This window comes from Vibrio fluminensis, assembly GCF_015278125.1.
In the GTDB taxonomy this organism is placed as follows: Bacteria; Pseudomonadota; Gammaproteobacteria; order Enterobacterales; family Vibrionaceae; genus Vibrio; species Vibrio fluminensis.
In genome coordinates, this window is record NZ_JADILO010000015.1 from 85,222 (window position 1) to 102,276 (window position 17,055).

15 protein-coding genes are annotated in these 17,055 nt (G+C 42.9%); 9 read left to right on the forward strand and 6 right to left on the reverse strand.

The features are described 5' to 3' along the window. Nucleotides 1-179: 179 nt before the first annotated feature. The 4 genes from IRQ95_RS12195 to IRQ95_RS12210 form a co-directional block, all read right to left on the reverse strand. Entirely contained in the window at nucleotides 180-2,060 is a 1,881-nt protein-coding gene (locus tag IRQ95_RS12195) for a methyl-accepting chemotaxis protein (protein WP_194437190.1), read from the reverse strand. Between the two features lie 319 nt (nucleotides 2,061-2,379). Next, nucleotides 2,380-4,260 (reverse strand): methyl-accepting chemotaxis protein, encoded by a 1,881-nt coding sequence (locus tag IRQ95_RS12200; protein ID WP_194437191.1) that lies wholly within the window; start codon nucleotides 4,258-4,260, stop codon nucleotides 2,380-2,382. Between the two features lie 162 nt (nucleotides 4,261-4,422). Next, nucleotides 4,423-4,941, reverse strand: a complete 519-nt coding sequence (locus IRQ95_RS12205) for a hypothetical protein (RefSeq protein ID WP_194437192.1) — start codon at nucleotides 4,939-4,941, stop codon at nucleotides 4,423-4,425. 89 nt (nucleotides 4,942-5,030) lie between these two features. Then, a complete protein-coding gene (locus tag IRQ95_RS12210; protein ID WP_194437193.1) occupies nucleotides 5,031-5,399 on the reverse strand; it encodes a YgiW/YdeI family stress tolerance OB fold protein in 369 nt (122 codons plus the stop codon). Between the two features lie 251 nt (nucleotides 5,400-5,650). On the opposite strand from IRQ95_RS12210, the gene IRQ95_RS12215 reads away from it, so the two are divergent. The 4 genes from IRQ95_RS12215 to modC are packed head-to-tail and all read left to right on the forward strand — an operon-like array spanning nucleotide 5,651 to nucleotide 9,693. After that, nucleotides 5,651-7,114, forward strand: coding sequence for a cobyric acid synthase (locus IRQ95_RS12215; protein ID WP_194437194.1), 1,464 nt, complete (start codon nucleotides 5,651-5,653; stop codon nucleotides 7,112-7,114). Between the two features lie 5 nt (nucleotides 7,115-7,119). Continuing rightward, entirely contained in the window at nucleotides 7,120-7,887 is a 768-nt protein-coding gene (gene modA / locus IRQ95_RS12220; RefSeq protein ID WP_194437195.1) for a molybdate ABC transporter substrate-binding protein, read from the forward strand. A gap of 4 nt (nucleotides 7,888-7,891) precedes the next feature. Next, complete coding sequence (modB, locus tag IRQ95_RS12225) at nucleotides 7,892-8,590, forward strand: molybdate ABC transporter permease subunit (RefSeq protein WP_194437196.1); 699 nt, start codon at nucleotides 7,892-7,894, stop codon at nucleotides 8,588-8,590. Next, nucleotides 8,587-9,693, forward strand: a complete 1,107-nt coding sequence (modC, locus tag IRQ95_RS12230; RefSeq protein ID WP_194437197.1) for a molybdenum ABC transporter ATP-binding protein ModC — start codon at nucleotides 8,587-8,589, stop codon at nucleotides 9,691-9,693. The genes modB and modC overlap by 4 nt, the downstream gene beginning before the upstream one ends. 101 nt (nucleotides 9,694-9,794) lie before the next feature. Here modC and IRQ95_RS12235 read toward each other — a convergent pair whose 3' ends face one another. Further along, nucleotides 9,795-10,232, reverse strand: a complete 438-nt coding sequence (locus IRQ95_RS12235; RefSeq protein ID WP_075652600.1) for a DUF3069 domain-containing protein — start codon at nucleotides 10,230-10,232, stop codon at nucleotides 9,795-9,797. Nucleotides 10,233-10,397: 165 nt separating this feature from the next. Between IRQ95_RS12235 and IRQ95_RS12240 the strand changes: the two genes are divergently transcribed. Beyond that, complete coding sequence (locus IRQ95_RS12240; protein WP_194437198.1) at nucleotides 10,398-11,354, forward strand: GGDEF domain-containing response regulator; 957 nt, start codon at nucleotides 10,398-10,400, stop codon at nucleotides 11,352-11,354. Between the two features lie 56 nt (nucleotides 11,355-11,410). Here IRQ95_RS12240 and IRQ95_RS12245 read toward each other — a convergent pair whose 3' ends face one another. Beyond that, the gene (locus IRQ95_RS12245) at nucleotides 11,411-12,694 is read right to left on the reverse strand and encodes a GGDEF domain-containing protein (protein WP_194437199.1); all 1,284 of its coding nucleotides are present in this window, start codon (nucleotides 12,692-12,694) and stop codon (nucleotides 11,411-11,413) included. 266 nt (nucleotides 12,695-12,960) lie between these two features. Between IRQ95_RS12245 and IRQ95_RS12250 the strand changes: the two genes are divergently transcribed. From IRQ95_RS12250 to pntB, 4 genes are all read left to right on the forward strand, one after another. Beyond that, nucleotides 12,961-13,323 carry a late competence development ComFB family protein gene (locus tag IRQ95_RS12250; RefSeq protein WP_194437200.1) on the forward strand — a complete coding sequence of 121 codons (363 nt, stop codon included), beginning with the start codon at nucleotides 12,961-12,963 and terminating at the stop codon, nucleotides 13,321-13,323. A 9-nt stretch (nucleotides 13,324-13,332) separates the two neighbouring features. Beyond that, a complete protein-coding gene (locus IRQ95_RS12255; RefSeq protein ID WP_194437201.1) occupies nucleotides 13,333-13,614 on the forward strand; it encodes an HlyU family transcriptional regulator in 282 nt (93 codons plus the stop codon). 295 nt (nucleotides 13,615-13,909) lie between these two features. Further along, nucleotides 13,910-15,466: a Re/Si-specific NAD(P)(+) transhydrogenase subunit alpha gene (locus IRQ95_RS12260; RefSeq protein ID WP_194437202.1), complete on the forward strand. Its 1,557-nt coding sequence runs from the start codon at nucleotides 13,910-13,912 to the stop codon at nucleotides 15,464-15,466. Nucleotides 15,467-15,478: 12 nt separating this feature from the next. Continuing rightward, nucleotides 15,479-16,882, forward strand: a complete 1,404-nt coding sequence (gene pntB / locus IRQ95_RS12265; protein ID WP_194437203.1) for a Re/Si-specific NAD(P)(+) transhydrogenase subunit beta — start codon at nucleotides 15,479-15,481, stop codon at nucleotides 16,880-16,882. Nucleotides 16,883-17,055 lie beyond the last annotated feature (173 nt).

Genomic DNA, 17,055 nt, shown 5'->3' on the forward strand with positions numbered 1-17,055 from the left:
TTGCCGCTAACTAGTTATTCTAATTACAAAATCTGCAACAACGTTATCAGCGATTTTAATCAGCAAGAATGATCAAAGACTTATGCTGATTGGTATTACATCCCTTTCATACCAGAACATCGTTCAAAAAAGATAGCCCCGCAATATGCGGGGCTAGTGTTTAGGTTAAGGAGCAAGGATTAGTGTTTAAACATATGCACTTGTTCATTTAGACGCACCGCGATCTGACGTAAATCTTCAGAGAGTGAACGTGAGTTCTGCGCTTCTTGGCTCAAGTGTGTCGAAATATCACTGACTTGCTGAATGTTCTTGCTTACCTCTTCGGTAACCGTGCGCTGTTCAGAAGCCGCATTTGAAATGTGTGATGCCATTTCAGAAATTTGCTGAATTGAAATAGTGATTTTTTCTAATGATTCCGTTGCATCGTTGGCGTCCTCAACACTTGAAGATGCTAAATCGCGACTACGTGTCATTGAATCGACCGCTTCAACACTGTTCTTTTGTAGGCTTTCGATCATTTCGCGGATTTCAACCGTAGAGCTATGAGTACGCTGAGACAATACGCGCACTTCATCGGCAACTACTGCAAAACCACGGCCTTGATCACCTGCTCGAGCTGCCTCAATTGCGGCGTTAAGTGCCAGTAAGTTGGTCTGTTCTGCGATGTCACTGATGGTTGAAGTGATGGTATTAATGTCTTGAGCATTCTTCTCCAATTGACCAATCACTTTCGCTGCATTCTCCAGTTGAGAGGCGAGGTTAGTGATAGAGTCCTGGTTACGACGAATCACACGTTTACCTTGGTCGCAATGCTCGGTAGAGCTTAGTGCAGAATCGGCCGTTTGTTTGGCGTTACTTGCCACTTCTTCCGCAGCCGCAGACATTTCATGTACTGCAGTCGCAATTTGGGAGACCTCATTTAACTGAGTGGCTAGCGAATCGCTTAAACCAATCGCTTGTTTGGTGCTGACTTCAGACTGGTTACCTAAGTTTTTCGAAGAATTTGAAATATCTTGAACAATCTCTTGTAGCTTCGCGATAAAGGCATTGACTTGTTCTGCCAATATACCAATTTCGTCCTTAGTTTTTACTTCAATACGCTTGGTTAGGTCACCATTGCCCTCAGCAAGGTCTTTCATGGAATTGCTGAGATTATTGAGTGGCGCTAATGCTTTTTTAACAATAACCAAGGCGATGATCGCGATAAGTAAAACTTGCACTAATCCCATTATAATTAGTTGACCAAGTAGTTCTTCTTGCTGAGCGAATGCATGTTGCTTATCAATCACAATAGTATAATACCAGTCAGTATTAGGTACTGACTCGGATGTGATTAACACATCTTTATCGGAAATAATGGTTTCAACTAGCTCTCGGCTGTTTGCCAACTTAGTTATTTGGCTCGCGCTCAAGTCTGGTGAAATATTTTCAATACCTTTTAGGGTTAAATCGTGATTTTTATGTGCAACAATCTTACCTTTACTATTGGTAATGAATGCTTCAACACCCGCTTGTTTTAAATCAACTACATCACTGACGAGGTTGTCAATTTCCACATCCGCACCAAGTACGCCACCAACATCACCTTCGGTGAAAGGCAGTGCAATAGTCATGATTAGACGATTTGACTGAACATCAAAATATGGTTCCGTGATATTTAGGCCGTTGATACGCATAGTATCTTTGTACCAATCTCGTTCACGTGGGTCATACCCATCAGGCACACCAAGGTCAATACCAAGAATAAATTGAGCGTCATTTAGACCAGCGTAAGCGACGCGGAAATCACCCGCTTTGGAAGCGGTTGCCAAATAGGCCTTTGCTTGGCTTGGTTCGATAAAAGCGTCAGAGGTAGAACGAACAACATTGATTTTGGCTTTTATCCATTGATCCATACTGGTAACACTGCCATTTAACAGCGTCGTAGCATATTGATTGATTGATCGGGTTGTTTCATCAAATATTTGTTTGCCCGTAATATAGGTTTGGGCAGTTGTCATCAGCAGAATTGCGAGAACAAAAGCGATTGTAAGCTTATTTTTTATTGATAGCGCAGACATAGGTATTTTCCAATACTCGACAGGTAATCGGCGTGAGAATATCAGAGCATCAATTAGTATCTGTAGGAAATTTCTTGCATGTATGATCGTGCTCCCAATAATGTATTGGGCTTATGGCTCGCAAAGTGTAAACGTAAATAAATTTACACTTTGACGTTAATTAGTTTGTTTATTTATCGCTCTCTGTGATTTTACCTATTAATAACCAATTGATAATGAGTATTTAAATTGTTTGTTATTATTTTTACCTAATGGCATATATAAATACGTTGAAAACAAAAAAGCCCTGCATTGCAGGGCTTTTACAAGTGTAAAGAATTTAGTACTTAAACAAATTAACTTGTTGATTGAGTTGCATCGCAATTTGCCTTAAATCTTGAGACAAGGTACGCGAGTTTTGTGCTTCTTCGGAGAGTGTTGAAGAGATGTCGTTGGCTTGCTGAATATTCTTACTGACTTCTTCGGTAACTGTACGTTGCTCTGAAGCGGCATTTGAAATTTGTAGCGCCATGTCTGAAATTTCCTGAATCGACACTGTGATCATTTCCAGCGCGTCAGTTGCACTATTTGCGTCTTCAACACTTGATCCCGCTAATTCTCGACTCTGTGTCATCGAATTTACGGCTTCTAAGCTATTCTTTTGCAGGCTTTCAATCATTTGGCGTATTTCAACCGTAGAGCTATGAGTTCTTTGAGAAAGTACACGAACCTCGTCGGCGACGACCGCAAAACCTCGGCCTTGTTCACCTGCTCGTGCCGCTTCAATAGCAGCGTTAAGCGCAAGCAAGTTAGTTTGTTCGGCAATTTCACTGATGGTTGAAATAATGGTGTTGATATCTTGGGCATTACGCTCTAACTGAGTGACCACACTTGCGGCATTATCTAACTGACTTGCCAAGCTGGTAATTGAGTCTTGGTTACGGCGAATTACACGTTTGCCTTCTTCACAATGCTCAGTTGAGTTTAGTGCTGATTCAGCCGTCATTTTAGCGTTGTTCGCCACTTCTTCTGCGGTCGCCGACATTTCATGAACCGCCGTAGCGATTTGAGAAATCTCATTTAATTGGGCTGAAAGTGAATCGCTGATTTCGCTGGCTAGATTGGTGCTCACTTCTGATCGACTATCAAGATTTTTAGACGAGCCAGAAATATCGTGAACAATCTCTTGAAGCTTAGTGATGAACGCGTTGACTTGGGTGGCAAGAGAACCGATTTCATCGTTGGTTTTGACCTCAATGCGCTTAGTAAGGTCACCATTCCCTTCTGCAAGATCGCGCATCGAATCGGTTAGGCTGTTTAATGGTGCTAGTGCACGCTTTACAATGACCAAGGCAATTGCCGCAATAATCAGCACTTGGGCTAAGCCCATCAGCAAAGATTGACCGATCAAATCATGGTGCGACTGAAACGCGTAGTCTTTATCAATAACAATCGTGTAGAACCAATCTGTATTAGCAATTGCTTTCGATGTGATTAGTACATCTTTGCCGGATATAACGGTTTCAACCAATTCTGTCGATTTTGATAGCTCTTTAATTGTTTGGGTATTGAGATCTGGTGAGATTAACGCGATATCCTTGAGTGCAAGCGAATGGTCTTCGTGAGCAACGATTTTACCTTTGCTGTTGGTTAAAAATGCGGTGACACCTTGGTCTTCTAATTGCACAGCATTATTTACTAGTGTGTCAATTTCGACGTCAGCACCGAGTACACCTTTCGCATCACCGGCAATAAAGGGTTCAGCGATGGTTACGACTAGTTTGTTTGACGACGCATCGATATAAGGTTCAGTAACATTAACGCTGCCTTTTTCCATGGTATCGATATACCAACCGCGAGTTCGAGGATCGAAGCCATCGGGTAGGTCTATGTCGACGCCCATAATAAATTGGCCGTCAGTGAGTGCGGCATAAACAATACGCAAGTTACCCGATTTTGTCGCTTGAGCTAGGTAAGTTTGCGCTGGACCTTGGTTGATAAACGCATCTGACGCTGAGCGAATGACATCAATTTTGGTGTTAATCCACTGATCCATGCTGTCGACTCGGCCATCAAGCAAAGTGTTGCCGTACTGAGTAATCGAACGTTGGGTTTCATCGAGAATTTGTCTACTGGTTAAATAAGTTTGCGCAGTAGTCATTATGAGAATAGCGAGCACGAAGGCTAAGGTAAGTTTATTTTTTATTGAAAGCGCTGACATATACCGGTTTTCCTTACATCACATATGAGCGGCGTCAGGATAACAGGATGGTGGACTGTAACAGTTGTGTTAATGATTGGAAGTGTGATGTTAATCCCATTAATACCCGCTATCCCAACCACGGTAATCTAAGCAAAAGTGGGAAATAGCGGGAGAAGAGCATTAGTATTGGAATCGTACCGACATTGTCAGTTGAGGCCCATGAATGCCGTAATTACGAGTTTCTGCAGAAAGGGAAAGTTGAGATGTAGAGTGGAAGCGGACACCCGCATAGAAAACAGAGCTCTCATCTAATTGGCCAAATCGTGTTGACGCTTCTAACTGATCAGTTAGCCACATACGCAAACCGATATTAAACTCAGGTAGTGTTTCGCGATCTTTATTTTCTTCATCAGTATAGCTAATACTGTGTACCAACGCTTGACCGAAAACGTCGATAAATTGGTTTACGGGACCATTAAAACCAATGCCCCCTGCAATGTCTGCATCGCCCTCAAATTGACTATCGGCACGAGCAAGTACATGAATATTTTCACCAACCATCAGGCTGAATTCACCACCTGAAAAACGTGGACTTACCGCAGTGCGAAACTCTAAATAGTTATAGTTAAAGTTATTGGCCAATGCTGCCGGCGCCAATAGTGAGGTGGCTAATGCAGTGACTATTACATGTTTCTTCAAAGTGTTTCTCCAACGTACAGCAACAAACATGAAAAAGGTCTGCTTAGGCAGACCTTACGTTGGATAGTTTAAACTTAAATCTCAGTGATTTATAGCACTTGAATACGATCAACTTCGATCTCTGGTGTGCTGCCACCTTCAAATTCGCCAAATAGTCGAACTTGTGTAGTTGCGTCGAGTGGTTGAGTCAGCACGATATCATCATCAAGTTCAACTTGTACTTCTGCTTTACCATCACTAAATACAAATTTCTCATGGTTGATTTGGCGCACAAGTTTGCCTTCAACGACCACTTTTTGTTCAGTGAACATAGTGCTGTCTGCAATTAAGCCACTTAGATTAGTGAGTTCTACAGGACCTTTGTATTGTACTGCGTTGCGTGATTCGTGGTGGTCACCACCCGCTAGAGCAATAGTTGGAGCTAAGATAAGTGCAGCGGCTACGATAAATTTTTTCATGGTGTTTCCTTTATATATTGTTGTTAGGCTCTGTGCCCTTGCTTGATGGTGCTATTAAACAATATCTAAAGTGAACCAATGCTGATTAGTGCATTCATTTTCCGTTCATCAATATGCCATCTTGTTATAAGGTAGTCAGATAGCGGAGAAAACATCGTGTTTGTGACAGTGATTAAACACAAGTGCAGTAGTATTGAGGTATTAAACTCGATATTATTCTTCTAACATAATCAATGAGATAACTGGTTAAAATGCAATCACCTCTAAAAGCTTTAATGGTACAAGGAACGACGTCAGATGCGGGCAAAAGTGTGTTGGTCGCAGGCTTGTGTCGTGTATTGGCAAGAAAGGGCGTAAAAGTTGCGCCATTCAAGCCGCAAAATATGGCATTAAATAGTGCGGTAACTCAAGATGGTGGTGAGATTGGACGCGCTCAAGCCGTACAAGCTACCGCCTGTAATATAGAACCAACCGTTCATATGAACCCGGTATTGTTAAAGCCTAATTCAGATACTGGTGCACAGGTTATTTTACAAGGTAAAGCGCTCACCAATATGGAAGCGACCAGTTATCATGATTACAAATTAGTGGCGATGAACACTGTGATGGATTCATTTTCTCGTCTGCAAAGCGATTATGAATCGGTGATGATTGAAGGAGCCGGCAGTCCTGCCGAGATCAATTTAAGAGCAAACGACATTGCCAATATGGGCTTTGCGGAAAATGCCGATATACCCGTTATTATTGTCGCTGATATTGATCGTGGCGGTGTGTTCGCACATCTCTACGGTACGCTTGAGTTGTTGTCTCAATCAGAGCAAGATCGTGTGATTGGTTTTGTGATCAACCGTTTTAGGGGGGACATCGCACTGCTTCAGTCTGGACTCGATTGGTTAGAGGAAAAGACGGGTAAACCAGTCATTGGTGTCTTGCCATATCTTCATGGTTTCGATCTTGAAGCCGAAGATGCGATTGATAGCCAGCAGCAACTAAGCGGTCAAGCCAAACTTGTGGTGAAAGTACCTGTATTCACTCGTATCAGTAATCACACTGATTTTGATGCACTGCGCCAAAACCCAGATATCGATCTTCAATATGTAGGCAAGGGGCAATCACTATCTGGCGCGGATGTGATTATATTGCCTGGTTCTAAATCGACTCGCGCTGATCTTGATTATCTTCGTAGCCAAGGTTGGGACAAAGAACTGGCTAAACATTTGCGTTTTGGAGGTAAGGTACTTGGTATATGCGGCGGTTTTCAAATGCTAGGTCAAAGCATCGCCGATCCTCTAGGTATCGAGGGAGAACCGGGCGTGACTCAAGGTCTCGGGTATCTTGATATCACCACGACCATGACAGAAAACAAAAAACTTACTCGAGTAAGTGGTACTCTTAACCTATGTGGCAAGCAAGCTCACGTTACTGGCTATGAGATTCATGCAGGAGAAAGTGAGGTTGACGAACTCCAACCTATTCAACTTAGTGAAGGGTACCTAGACGGTGCGTTAAGCGATTGTGGACAGGTACTTGGTACTTATCTTCATGGTGTGTTTGATGACGCTGAGGCGCTCTCTTTGCTGTGCGAGTGGATGGGTTTTGCGAATGTTACTACGGTTGACCATCAAGCTAATCAAGAGCGTGCAATCAATCGGATTGCCGACGCGATTGAAGAGCACATGAAACTAGAATTACTTTGGCCTGAGTTAGGCAAATAAGATTAATGATTAAAACGAAAAAAACATCTCTACTGATTTCTCTGCTTGCGAGCAGCGTGCTGTTCTCAACCACAGTGCGCGCTAAGGATGAGGCGACGATTCGAATTTACGCCGCTTCATCGTTAACCAATGTGCTTAATCAGCTGGTGAATGAGTATGAAAGTGTCCATTCGGTAGATATCGTACCAATTTATGGTGGTTCGTCATCTCTTGCTCGTCAAATAGAGCGCGGCGCACCGGCAGATCTATTTATTTCTGCCAACGAGAAATGGGTCAAGCACCTAGAAAAGCAAGGCGTTGCCAAGGCGCAAAATATCTACGATTTTACACATAACCAATTGGTTGTTATCGCCCCAAAAAAGAATAAGATCTCTTTGGATGTAACGCAGCCAAATTCATGGTTAAGTGCTATTGGTGATAGTCGGTTGGCAATTGGCCAACCTAATGCTGTTCCCGCGGGAATATATGCGAAACAGTCTTTGGAAACGCTAAATGTTTGGCAACCGCTGATTAAGCATCTCGCACCAACGAATAACGTCCGGGTTGCATTAACACTGGTTGAGCGTGCTGAGGCACCACTAGGCGTTGTCTATAAGTCTGACGCGGTCGTATCTGATAAGGTACAAGTTGTACATACGTTTGCTGCCTCTAGCCATGATCCAATTCGCTATCCAATGGTGAGGTTCACTGATTCGGCTGCGGTCGCGCAGTTCAGTCAATTTTTAATGAGTGAGCCAGCGAAACAAGCATTGACGCGATTTGGCTTTGAGTAGATATATGGATTTTTTGTCGGAATACGAATATCAAGCGCTCATTCTCAGCTTAAAAGTGTCGTTTTATGCCATCCTTTGGCTGATTCCAATTGGTATCTTTCTAGCATGGCTTTTAGCGAGAAAGCAATTTATCGGAAAATCATTAATTGATAGTTTGATTCACCTTCCGTTGGTATTGCCACCAGTTGTGATTGGTTATCTACTGTTGGTGATGATGGGCCGACAAGGCATTATAGGGGAGTGGCTATATGATACGTTCGGTCTCTCATTCGCCTTCAACTGGAAAGGTGCGGTATTGGCCAGTGTGGTGGTTGCGTTACCACTAATGGTCAGAGCGGTTCGACTCAGTTTTGAAAGTGTCGATTCAAAACTGGAGCAAGCGGCATCGACGCTTGGCGCTACACCAATTAAAGTCTTCTTCACTATTACGCTGCCATTAACTCTACCTGGGGTTATTACTGGCACTATGCTTGCCTTCGCTCGCAGTCTTGGCGAGTTTGGCGCGACAATCAGCTTTGTCTCTAATATTCCGGGTGAAACACAAACGATCCCTTTAGCTATGTATACCTTTATCGAAACGCCGGGTTCAGAAATGGAAGCAATGCGTCTTTGTATCATCTCTATTACAATTGCACTTGCGTCATTAATGGTTTCAGAATGGTTGGCGCGTCAGTGTGTAAGGCGTTTGGGAGCGAAGCAATGAGTAAATTAGCCATCGCTTTCAAGCAGACTCTCGGTGACACCAGTTTTGATATTAATGTTGAATTGCCATCTCGCGGAATAACGGCCATTTTCGGCCGTTCAGGAGCAGGAAAAACCTCACTAATTAACGCGGTAGCGGGTTTAAGCCAGCCAGAAAGTGGTCACATTGAGATCAATAACCATGTGCTATTTAGTGATCAACAAGGCATCAATGTCCCAACAAGACAAAGGCGGGTTGGCTACGTATTCCAAGAGTCACGACTATTTCCTCATTATCGAGTAAAAGGTAATTTGCTTTATGGGGTAAAAACGACAGACTCTGGTTACTTTCAACAAATTGTTGAGTTGTTAGCACTAGAAGATTTACTGTCGCGCTATCCAATTGAATTGTCGGGCGGTGAAAAGCAACGTGTGGCCATTGGTAGGGCTTTATTATCCAAGCCTGATATTCTTTTAATGGATGAACCGCTCGCTTCTTTAGATCTTCCGCGTAAACGTGAAGTATTGCCATTTCTTGAGCATTTGGCTAATAACGTTAATATTCCCATTTTGTACGTCACGCACAGCTTAAATGAAATCATCCGCTTAGCAGAACATATTGTTGTTATAGAAAATGGCAAAGTGGTAACGACAGGACCAATTGATCAAGTCTGGGCATCTAAAGCGATGCGTCCTTGGCAATCATTTGCGGGTCAAAGCTCGCTATTCGAAGCTAAGTTGATCGATCAGATAGAAGAACACGCGCTCTCTGGACTTGAACTTGCACCTGAGGTCGTACTTTGGGTACAGAAAGTGGAAGCCGAGCTGCACAGCAAAGTACGCTTGCAGGTTCGAGCAAACGACGTATCAATTAATCTCGATAAACCACAAAGAAGTTCCATCCGAAACATCATACATGCAGAAATCACAGATATCGAAATGCAAAGCTATGGAACGCATCGACAAAGTGTGTCAATCAAACTGAAGCTTGCTGACAGTTGCTATTTGTGGGCGACGATAACGTCATGGGCGAGGGAAGAATTAGGCCTAGAAGTGGGGATGAAAGTGTACGCGCAGATAAAAGGTGTCAGTGTGACTCAGCGTGATATTGCACTTTCTCACTAATCCGTTAGATTAAATCCGTTAAATTAATTCCAGAGACGCAATAAGAAAAAGGCCGCTAGTCAGCGGCCTTCTCAATACTATGTAGATACCAAACGCGGTAATTACTTAGCAAATACGTCAGTGAAGTCACGTTTAAGAATTGGGTCACGACGTGCTTTTTTGATTTGCTTAACCATATCTTTCACGCAGTTGTGAAGTACTTGGTCTAGCAGAGAAGCGCGGTAATCGTTTTTCTGTTCTTCAGTCATGTCTTGTGGCAGGTTCAGAGTCGGGAACTCTTCCATCACATTTAGACCAGCGAATGCCTGGCTAACTGAAACTAGTGCATGAAACTGTTCGAAGTTATCTAGAATGTTTTGCGCACTTTTTGGTAACTCATTCCACGATTCGCGTACTGCTTCTTCTGAAACTTCATGGATAGATGTAACCATCTCATACATTGCTTCTGGTACACCGTCAAACTCGATTACTTGGCGAAGTTCAGCTGAAACAGTAGATAGATCGATGGTTTTTTTCTCTGTTGGAGTCACGTCAGACATAGTCTTTTCTCTTTACGTAATATATACAGCGTTATGCTAATTTTTCTGCGATAAATGTCAACCTTAGTGGAGGATTTGAAGCGCTTAAAGTATGCTTATTTTTAAACTGCTGATTTAATGATCGGTTTGTGTATTTTTGTTGGTCTAAAAACAACAGGAAAAAAAATGAAAATATTGTTGGTGGATGACATTCAAATAGAACGGATGCAGTTGGCGATCCGTTTAAAGCAACAAGGCCACATTGTTGAGATGGCAGAGTCGGGGATTAAAGCACTCTCAGTCTATCCAGAGTTTGAACCAGATTTAGTTTTGCTCGATATCTCTATGCCTGAGATGGATGGTTTTCAAGTCGCGTGTAAAATTCGCGAGCTTTACCCTGAATGGATACCAATCATTTTTCTAAGCTCACACGACGCCCCTGAAATTATTGCCAATGCTATTGAATCGGGTGGGGATGACTACCTGATAAAACCCGTCGATAAGCTTGTTTTAAGAGCTAAGCTAACCGCGATGCAGCGCATCGCGTTTATGCGTAAACAGTTAAATAACAAAACAGCGGCATTAGCGAGAGCCAATAGAGAGCTTGAGAAATTGGCTAGTGAGGATGGTTTAACTAAAGTTCGTAACCGTCGCGATGTCGACAAAAAACTTAAAGAAATGATTTCAGTACACGGGCGTCACTCTATGGCGCTGACGGTCATTTTGTTGGATGTCGATTTTTTTAAACTCTACAACGACAATTATGGCCATATTCAAGGGGATAAATGCTTAGTTGAAATTGCTGGTTCATTGAATGAACTATTTTCAAGAAATGGCGAAGTCGTAGGGCGCTATGGTGGTGAGGAGTTTGTCGTTCTGCTTGGTCATAGTGATGTTTATCAGGCAGAGTTACATGGGGAGCGCATTAAAACAAACATAGCTAACCTGATGATTGCTCATGAATATAGCACAGTTTCCGACTGCGTTACGGTGTCACAAGGGGTTGTTAGTATTAAACCCAATGGTAGAGAAACGGCAGAGCAACTTTATCACATGGCAGATAGGGCACTTTATCAGGCCAAGAGACAAGGTCGTAATCGCTACGTCGTTTACGATCCAATGATGGAATCTGAAGAGTTGTAGGTCTTATTGGGTGATAATAGAAATAAAAGGCGTATTTTGTTATCGCCCCAAAACCGTTAGACCATGTATTTGGCACAGTTACCTTTAAAGTCTTTCGTTAACTGTCTGGCCGCTACCGTGCAGTTTCTGCCCTGATCTTTAGCTTCATATAGAGCTTGATCGGCCGCTTTAATTATTTTGTGAACGCTTTTTTCGTCATAGGTGTCGGCAAGCCCGATACTAATCGTTAGCGATACCACATTTTTTTCTTCACTGTTGCCTCGCTTCTTACTGCCTTTACGATGACTTCGTGGACGGTCTTGAATATTTCTGATAGTCAGCTCGTAATTGGCGATTTGGCGACGAAGATCTTCTAAGTGCTCTAATGCTTCTTCAGCTAGTTTACCTTTAAATATTACGGTGAACTCTTCACCACCATAACGATAAACTCGCGCGCCTCCGCGAACTTTACGTAATTTGCTCGCCACCAACTTCAAAACATCATCACCAGTATCATGGCCGTATGTGTCGTTAAAAGACTTGAAATGATCGATATCTAGCATCGCTAAGGAATATTTCCGTCCTAGATGTCGAAGGTCGGACTCCAATGCTAAGCGGCCAGGAATCCCCGTCAATCGGTCATTAAACGCAAGCTCATAACTCGCCGATAAAAGGTAAACGAGTAGCAGTATGCCAGCTAATGTAAACAGTGCGGTGGAGATATAGGCGACATGGAAGAATACGAACGTGAATGAGCCAAATAGTATTGCGGAATAAACAGCAGCATCAACAATGCGATTGTACTTTAGTACTAGTATCGCGCAAGAAAGTACAATACCAACAAGATAGAGGACAAGAATAACGGGAAGACGAGAAATCTCTCTACTCACATGCATAAATGAATGTTGCGCGTAGGCAATATCAGATTCAATCACGTACTCTAATGCTTGTTGATTCCAAAATACGAGTAGTGCGAGGATACATAAAAAGCCAAAAAATCCGCGGCTCTTAATCGTATTGTCTTTGAACATGTAAATAGCTAGGCATGCGCCTGGCAAGGAAAAGGAGAGCAAAGACAATTCGAATAACGTAGTACCGGTGGAAAGAGAGCTTTGTAAATTATTTTGTATAACCCAATAGGTTAGTACCATTGCACAAGCAATCATGGCACAGCGGCTCTGTTTAAATACATTGCTTAAAATGATGCAAGCACTGAACAAAACGTAGGGAAGACTTAAGCTCAGGCTTTCGTTAGCCTGAATGATAGAATTGACAGTATCTTTACTGAATGCGACAAAGGCCACCAACCCTAACGGGAATAGAAATCGAAACCAACTAGCTGTAACGATTGAAAAAGACATTAGATTGATAAGCCCTTGGTATGAATAAAACTACCGGATTGACTAGGATAACGTTATAAAATGATTTTCCAAGCTTTTTTGGTTTACAGAGTGTTAAAAAATGCGGATTAACATCAACATTTAACAACGTTTTGTTTTGAATCAGACGTGCTTCTATTAAATTTGATAAAGGTGAACTAGATTTCACAATCAATAACCCTGATATAAGGAAGGGTAACTTGCGTAGCTAAACCAATTCGAAACAGATGTGAGCGAGGAAAGGAATAATGCAGATTAGTGAAGATGTCCATAACTATATGGAGAATTTAGTTGGGCAAGTTTTGTCTCGAGCCGAGTACACGGACAACTTTGGTCATGATCAACTAGCGGATCTCGCCTGTTTGGCATTAAGCCAACTTCGACCTGTCTACATTCGCCATGATATTGATTTTTTAGCAACGCTATCGGAGCAACGATTGATGACGCTTAAAGATTACGCGGAAGCGGCTGTAGACGCGGCAAAAGGTATGATTCTTGATGATAGACGCCAAAATAGACAGGATGAGTTCCCGGTATTATTCACCAAACCTCGCTTTGACGAAGACGCTGAGTTAGAGTGGTTCGAAAAACCAATTCTGAATAAAAAATAGGGTGTAAAGGTGGGATTTTTCTCTCGATTGTTTGGTTCCAGTAAACCAAAAACACAAAAGATGACTGTTGAGCCGACCGAATACAAAGGCTTTTTGATCTATCAAGAAGCAATCGAAGAGGGCGGACAATATCGTATTGCAGGTCGCATCGAACAGGAATTAGACGGTGTTTTAAAATCACATCGTTTTATTCGATCGGATGTACTTTCGAGTCGTGCAGACGCCGATGAGTTTATGCTCAAAAAGGCACAGATGTATATCGACCAGATGAGCGGCAAAATTTTCGATTAGTCTTATTTGAATTGATAGATGTCATAAAACTGAGAACCATTAGCCGTTATGCTGATGGTTCTTTTTTTGTACGTAAGATGTTTAATTTGCTGTTTTATATGAATGTTTTTATCGCAAAAGAGCACTTATTTAGCCATGTAGAAATGTAGTTCTATTACATCGAAAATTACAAAAATACGAGACAAGTCTATCTGGCGCGAAGGAATATCTGTATTTTTATTACAAAATGCTTGAAATTTGGTCGCCCGTTAGTTTAAAAAAGAATAATCATTGTGCCAATAGTCAAGGAATAGCTATGCAAATTGGTGTGCCAAAAGAAATACTCGCTGGAGAAACGCGAGTTGCTGCCTCTCCGAAATCGGTTGAGCAGTTAATTAAATTGGGGTTCGATGTCGTCGTTGAATCTCAAGCTGGGGAGTTGGCGAGTTTCGACAATGCCTCTTTTGAAGCCTCAGGAGCGAAAGTTGTATCGAAGGATGAAGCTTGGAACTCCGACATTATTTTTAAAGTTAATTCACCAATTATCGATAGTGAAAATGGTGTTGACGAAATTGCCCTGCTTAAAGATGGTGCAACACTAGTCAGCTTTATTTGGCCTGCACAAAACCCAGAGTTGATGGAACAGCTTTCAAGTAAAAACATCAATGTACTGGCAATGGACGCTGTGCCACGAATCTCTCGCGCTCAAGCTCTTGATGCGCTCTCATCTATGGCGAATATTGCTGGCTATCGCGCAGTTGTTGAAGCGGCTCATGAGTTTGGTCGTTTCTTTACTGGGCAAATTACTGCTGCAGGTAAAGTGCCACCGGCGAAAGTTCTTGTTGCTGGCGCTGGTGTTGCTGGTCTTGCTGCTATTGGCGCAGCAGGTAGCCTTGGTGCTATCGTTCGTGCCTTTGATGTTCGTCCAGAAGTAAAAGAGCAAGTTCAGTCTATGGGTGCTGAATTTTTGGAAGTGAATTTCCAAGAAGCAGCGGGCTCAGGCGATGGCTACGCCAAAGAGATGTCTGATGAATTCAACAAAAAAGCGGCTGAGCTATACGCTGAGCAAGCGAAAGATGTTGATATCATCGTAACTACAGCACTGATTCCAGGTCGTCCTGCACCAAAGCTTATAACCAAAGAAATGGTTGATAGCATGAAAGCGGGTAGTGTGATTGTCGATTTGGCAGCTGCAAACGGTGGTAACTGTGAATACACAGTAGCCGATCAGGTGATCACAACAGCAAATGGTGTCAAAGTCGTTGGTTATACCGACATGGTAGGTCGTCTACCGACTCAATCATCTCAGCTTTACTCAACGAACCTTGTTAACTTGATGAAGCTACTTTGCAAAGAAAAAGATGGCAACATTGAGATTGACTTTGAAGACGTCGTACTGCGCGGTGTTACCGTTGTTAAAGAAGGCGAAGTGACTTGGCCTGCGCCACCAATTCAAGTGTCTGCACAGCCAGAACAAAAACCTCAAGCTGCACCAGCACCAGAGAAAAAGGTTGATGAACCTGTATCTCCAGTTAAAAAGTTAGTTGGTCTTGGTGTTGCGTTAGCTGCATTTGGTTGGATCGCTTCTGTTGCCCCAGCAGCTTTCTTAGCTCACTTTACTGTTTTTGTATTAGCGTGTGTTGTTGGTTACTACGTTGTATGGAATGTAACCCATGCACTGCATACGCCTCTGATGTCTGTTACGAACGCAATTTCCGGCATTATCGTTGTCGGTGCGCTACTGCAAATTGGTCAAGGAAGTGGTGTTGTGACGTTCTTGTCATTCATCGCGGTATTGATCGCAAGTATCAACATCTTCGGCGGATTTACAGTGACCAAGCGTATGCTTGAAATGTTCCGCAAAGATAAATAGGAGTAACAGGGAATGTCTGCAGGACTAGTACAAGCAGCTTACATTGTTGCTGCTATATTTTTCATTTTAAGTTTGGCTGGTTTGTCTAAGCAAGAGTCGGCACGTTCTGGTAACTACTACGGTATTGCTGGTATGGCAATCGCACTGATCGCGACGATCTTTAGCCCAGACGCACAAGGCTTTGCTTGGGTTATTGTCGCAATGGCGATTGGTGGTGCGATTGGTATTTTCTACGCTAAAAAAGTAGAAATGACCGAGATGCCAGAACTCGTAGCAATCCTACACAGTTTTGTTGGTTTGGCCGCTGTTCTGGTAGGTTACAACAGCTACATCGATGCTCCGGCGATTGCGAATGCTGAACTTCTATCTGAAGCTGAGCTTCACGCTCATCATGTTATTCACCTTGTTGAAGTATTCCTTGGCGTATTTATCGGTGCGGTGACATTTACAGGTTCAATTGTAGCGTTTGGTAAATTACGTGGTGTGATTTCTTCTTCTCCACTTAATCTTCCACACAAACACAAACTGAACTTAGCGGCAATTGTTGTATCAACACTACTAATGATCTACTTCGTTAAAGCTGACGGCAGTATGTTCGCGTTGATCGTAATGACGTTGATTGCATTTGCATTCGGTTACCACTTAGTGGCGTCAATTGGCGGTGCAGATATGCCAGTGGTTGTTTCGATGCTTAACTCTTACTCTGGTTGGGCAGCGGCAGCGGCAGGTTTTATGCTAGCAAACGATCTATTGATTGTAACAGGTGCATTAGTAGGTTCATCAGGTGCAATTCTGTCTTACATCATGTGTAAAGCAATGAACCGCTCTTTCATCAGTGTTATTGCTGGTGGCTTTGGCCAAGAAGTGGTGATCTCTTCGGATGAAGAATATGGTGAACACCGTGAGACGAATGCTGAAGATGTCGCTGATATGCTAAAAAATGCCAAGTCAGTTATCATTACTCCTGGATACGGTATGGCAGTGGCGCAAGCACAATATCCAGTACATGAGATCACTGAAAAACTTCGAGCTCAAGGTGTTGAGGTTCGTTTTGGTATTCACCCTGTAGCTGGTCGACTTCCAGGACACATGAATGTTCTGTTGGCGGAAGCGAAAGTACCGTACGATATCGTGTTAGAAATGGACGAAATCAATGACGATTTCCCTGAAACAGATGTGGTATTGGTTATCGGTGCGAACGATACCGTTAACCCAGCGGCACTTGAAGATCCAAACAGCCCAATTGCTGGTATGCCAGTGCTGGAAGTTTGGAACGCAAAAGAAGTGATTGTGTTCAAGCGTTCGATGAATACCGGCTATGCAGGGGTTCAAAACCCATTGTTCTTTAAAGAGAACACGCAGATGCTGTTTGGTGATGCGAAGCAAAGCTGTTTAGATATCAGCGCGCACATTTAAGCAATCCAATCGAAAAGGTGCCTAAGGGCACCTTTTTTTGTTCGTGCGCCGAGCATGGCGTTGATCTAGGAGGTGAAAGTCCTCTACGGGCTCAGTCGAGCGAGAACCGTTAGCCTATGCAAGGGTGTTCACCGTGAGGTGAAATCTGAAGGAAGCAAATGGTAAAACTTGGT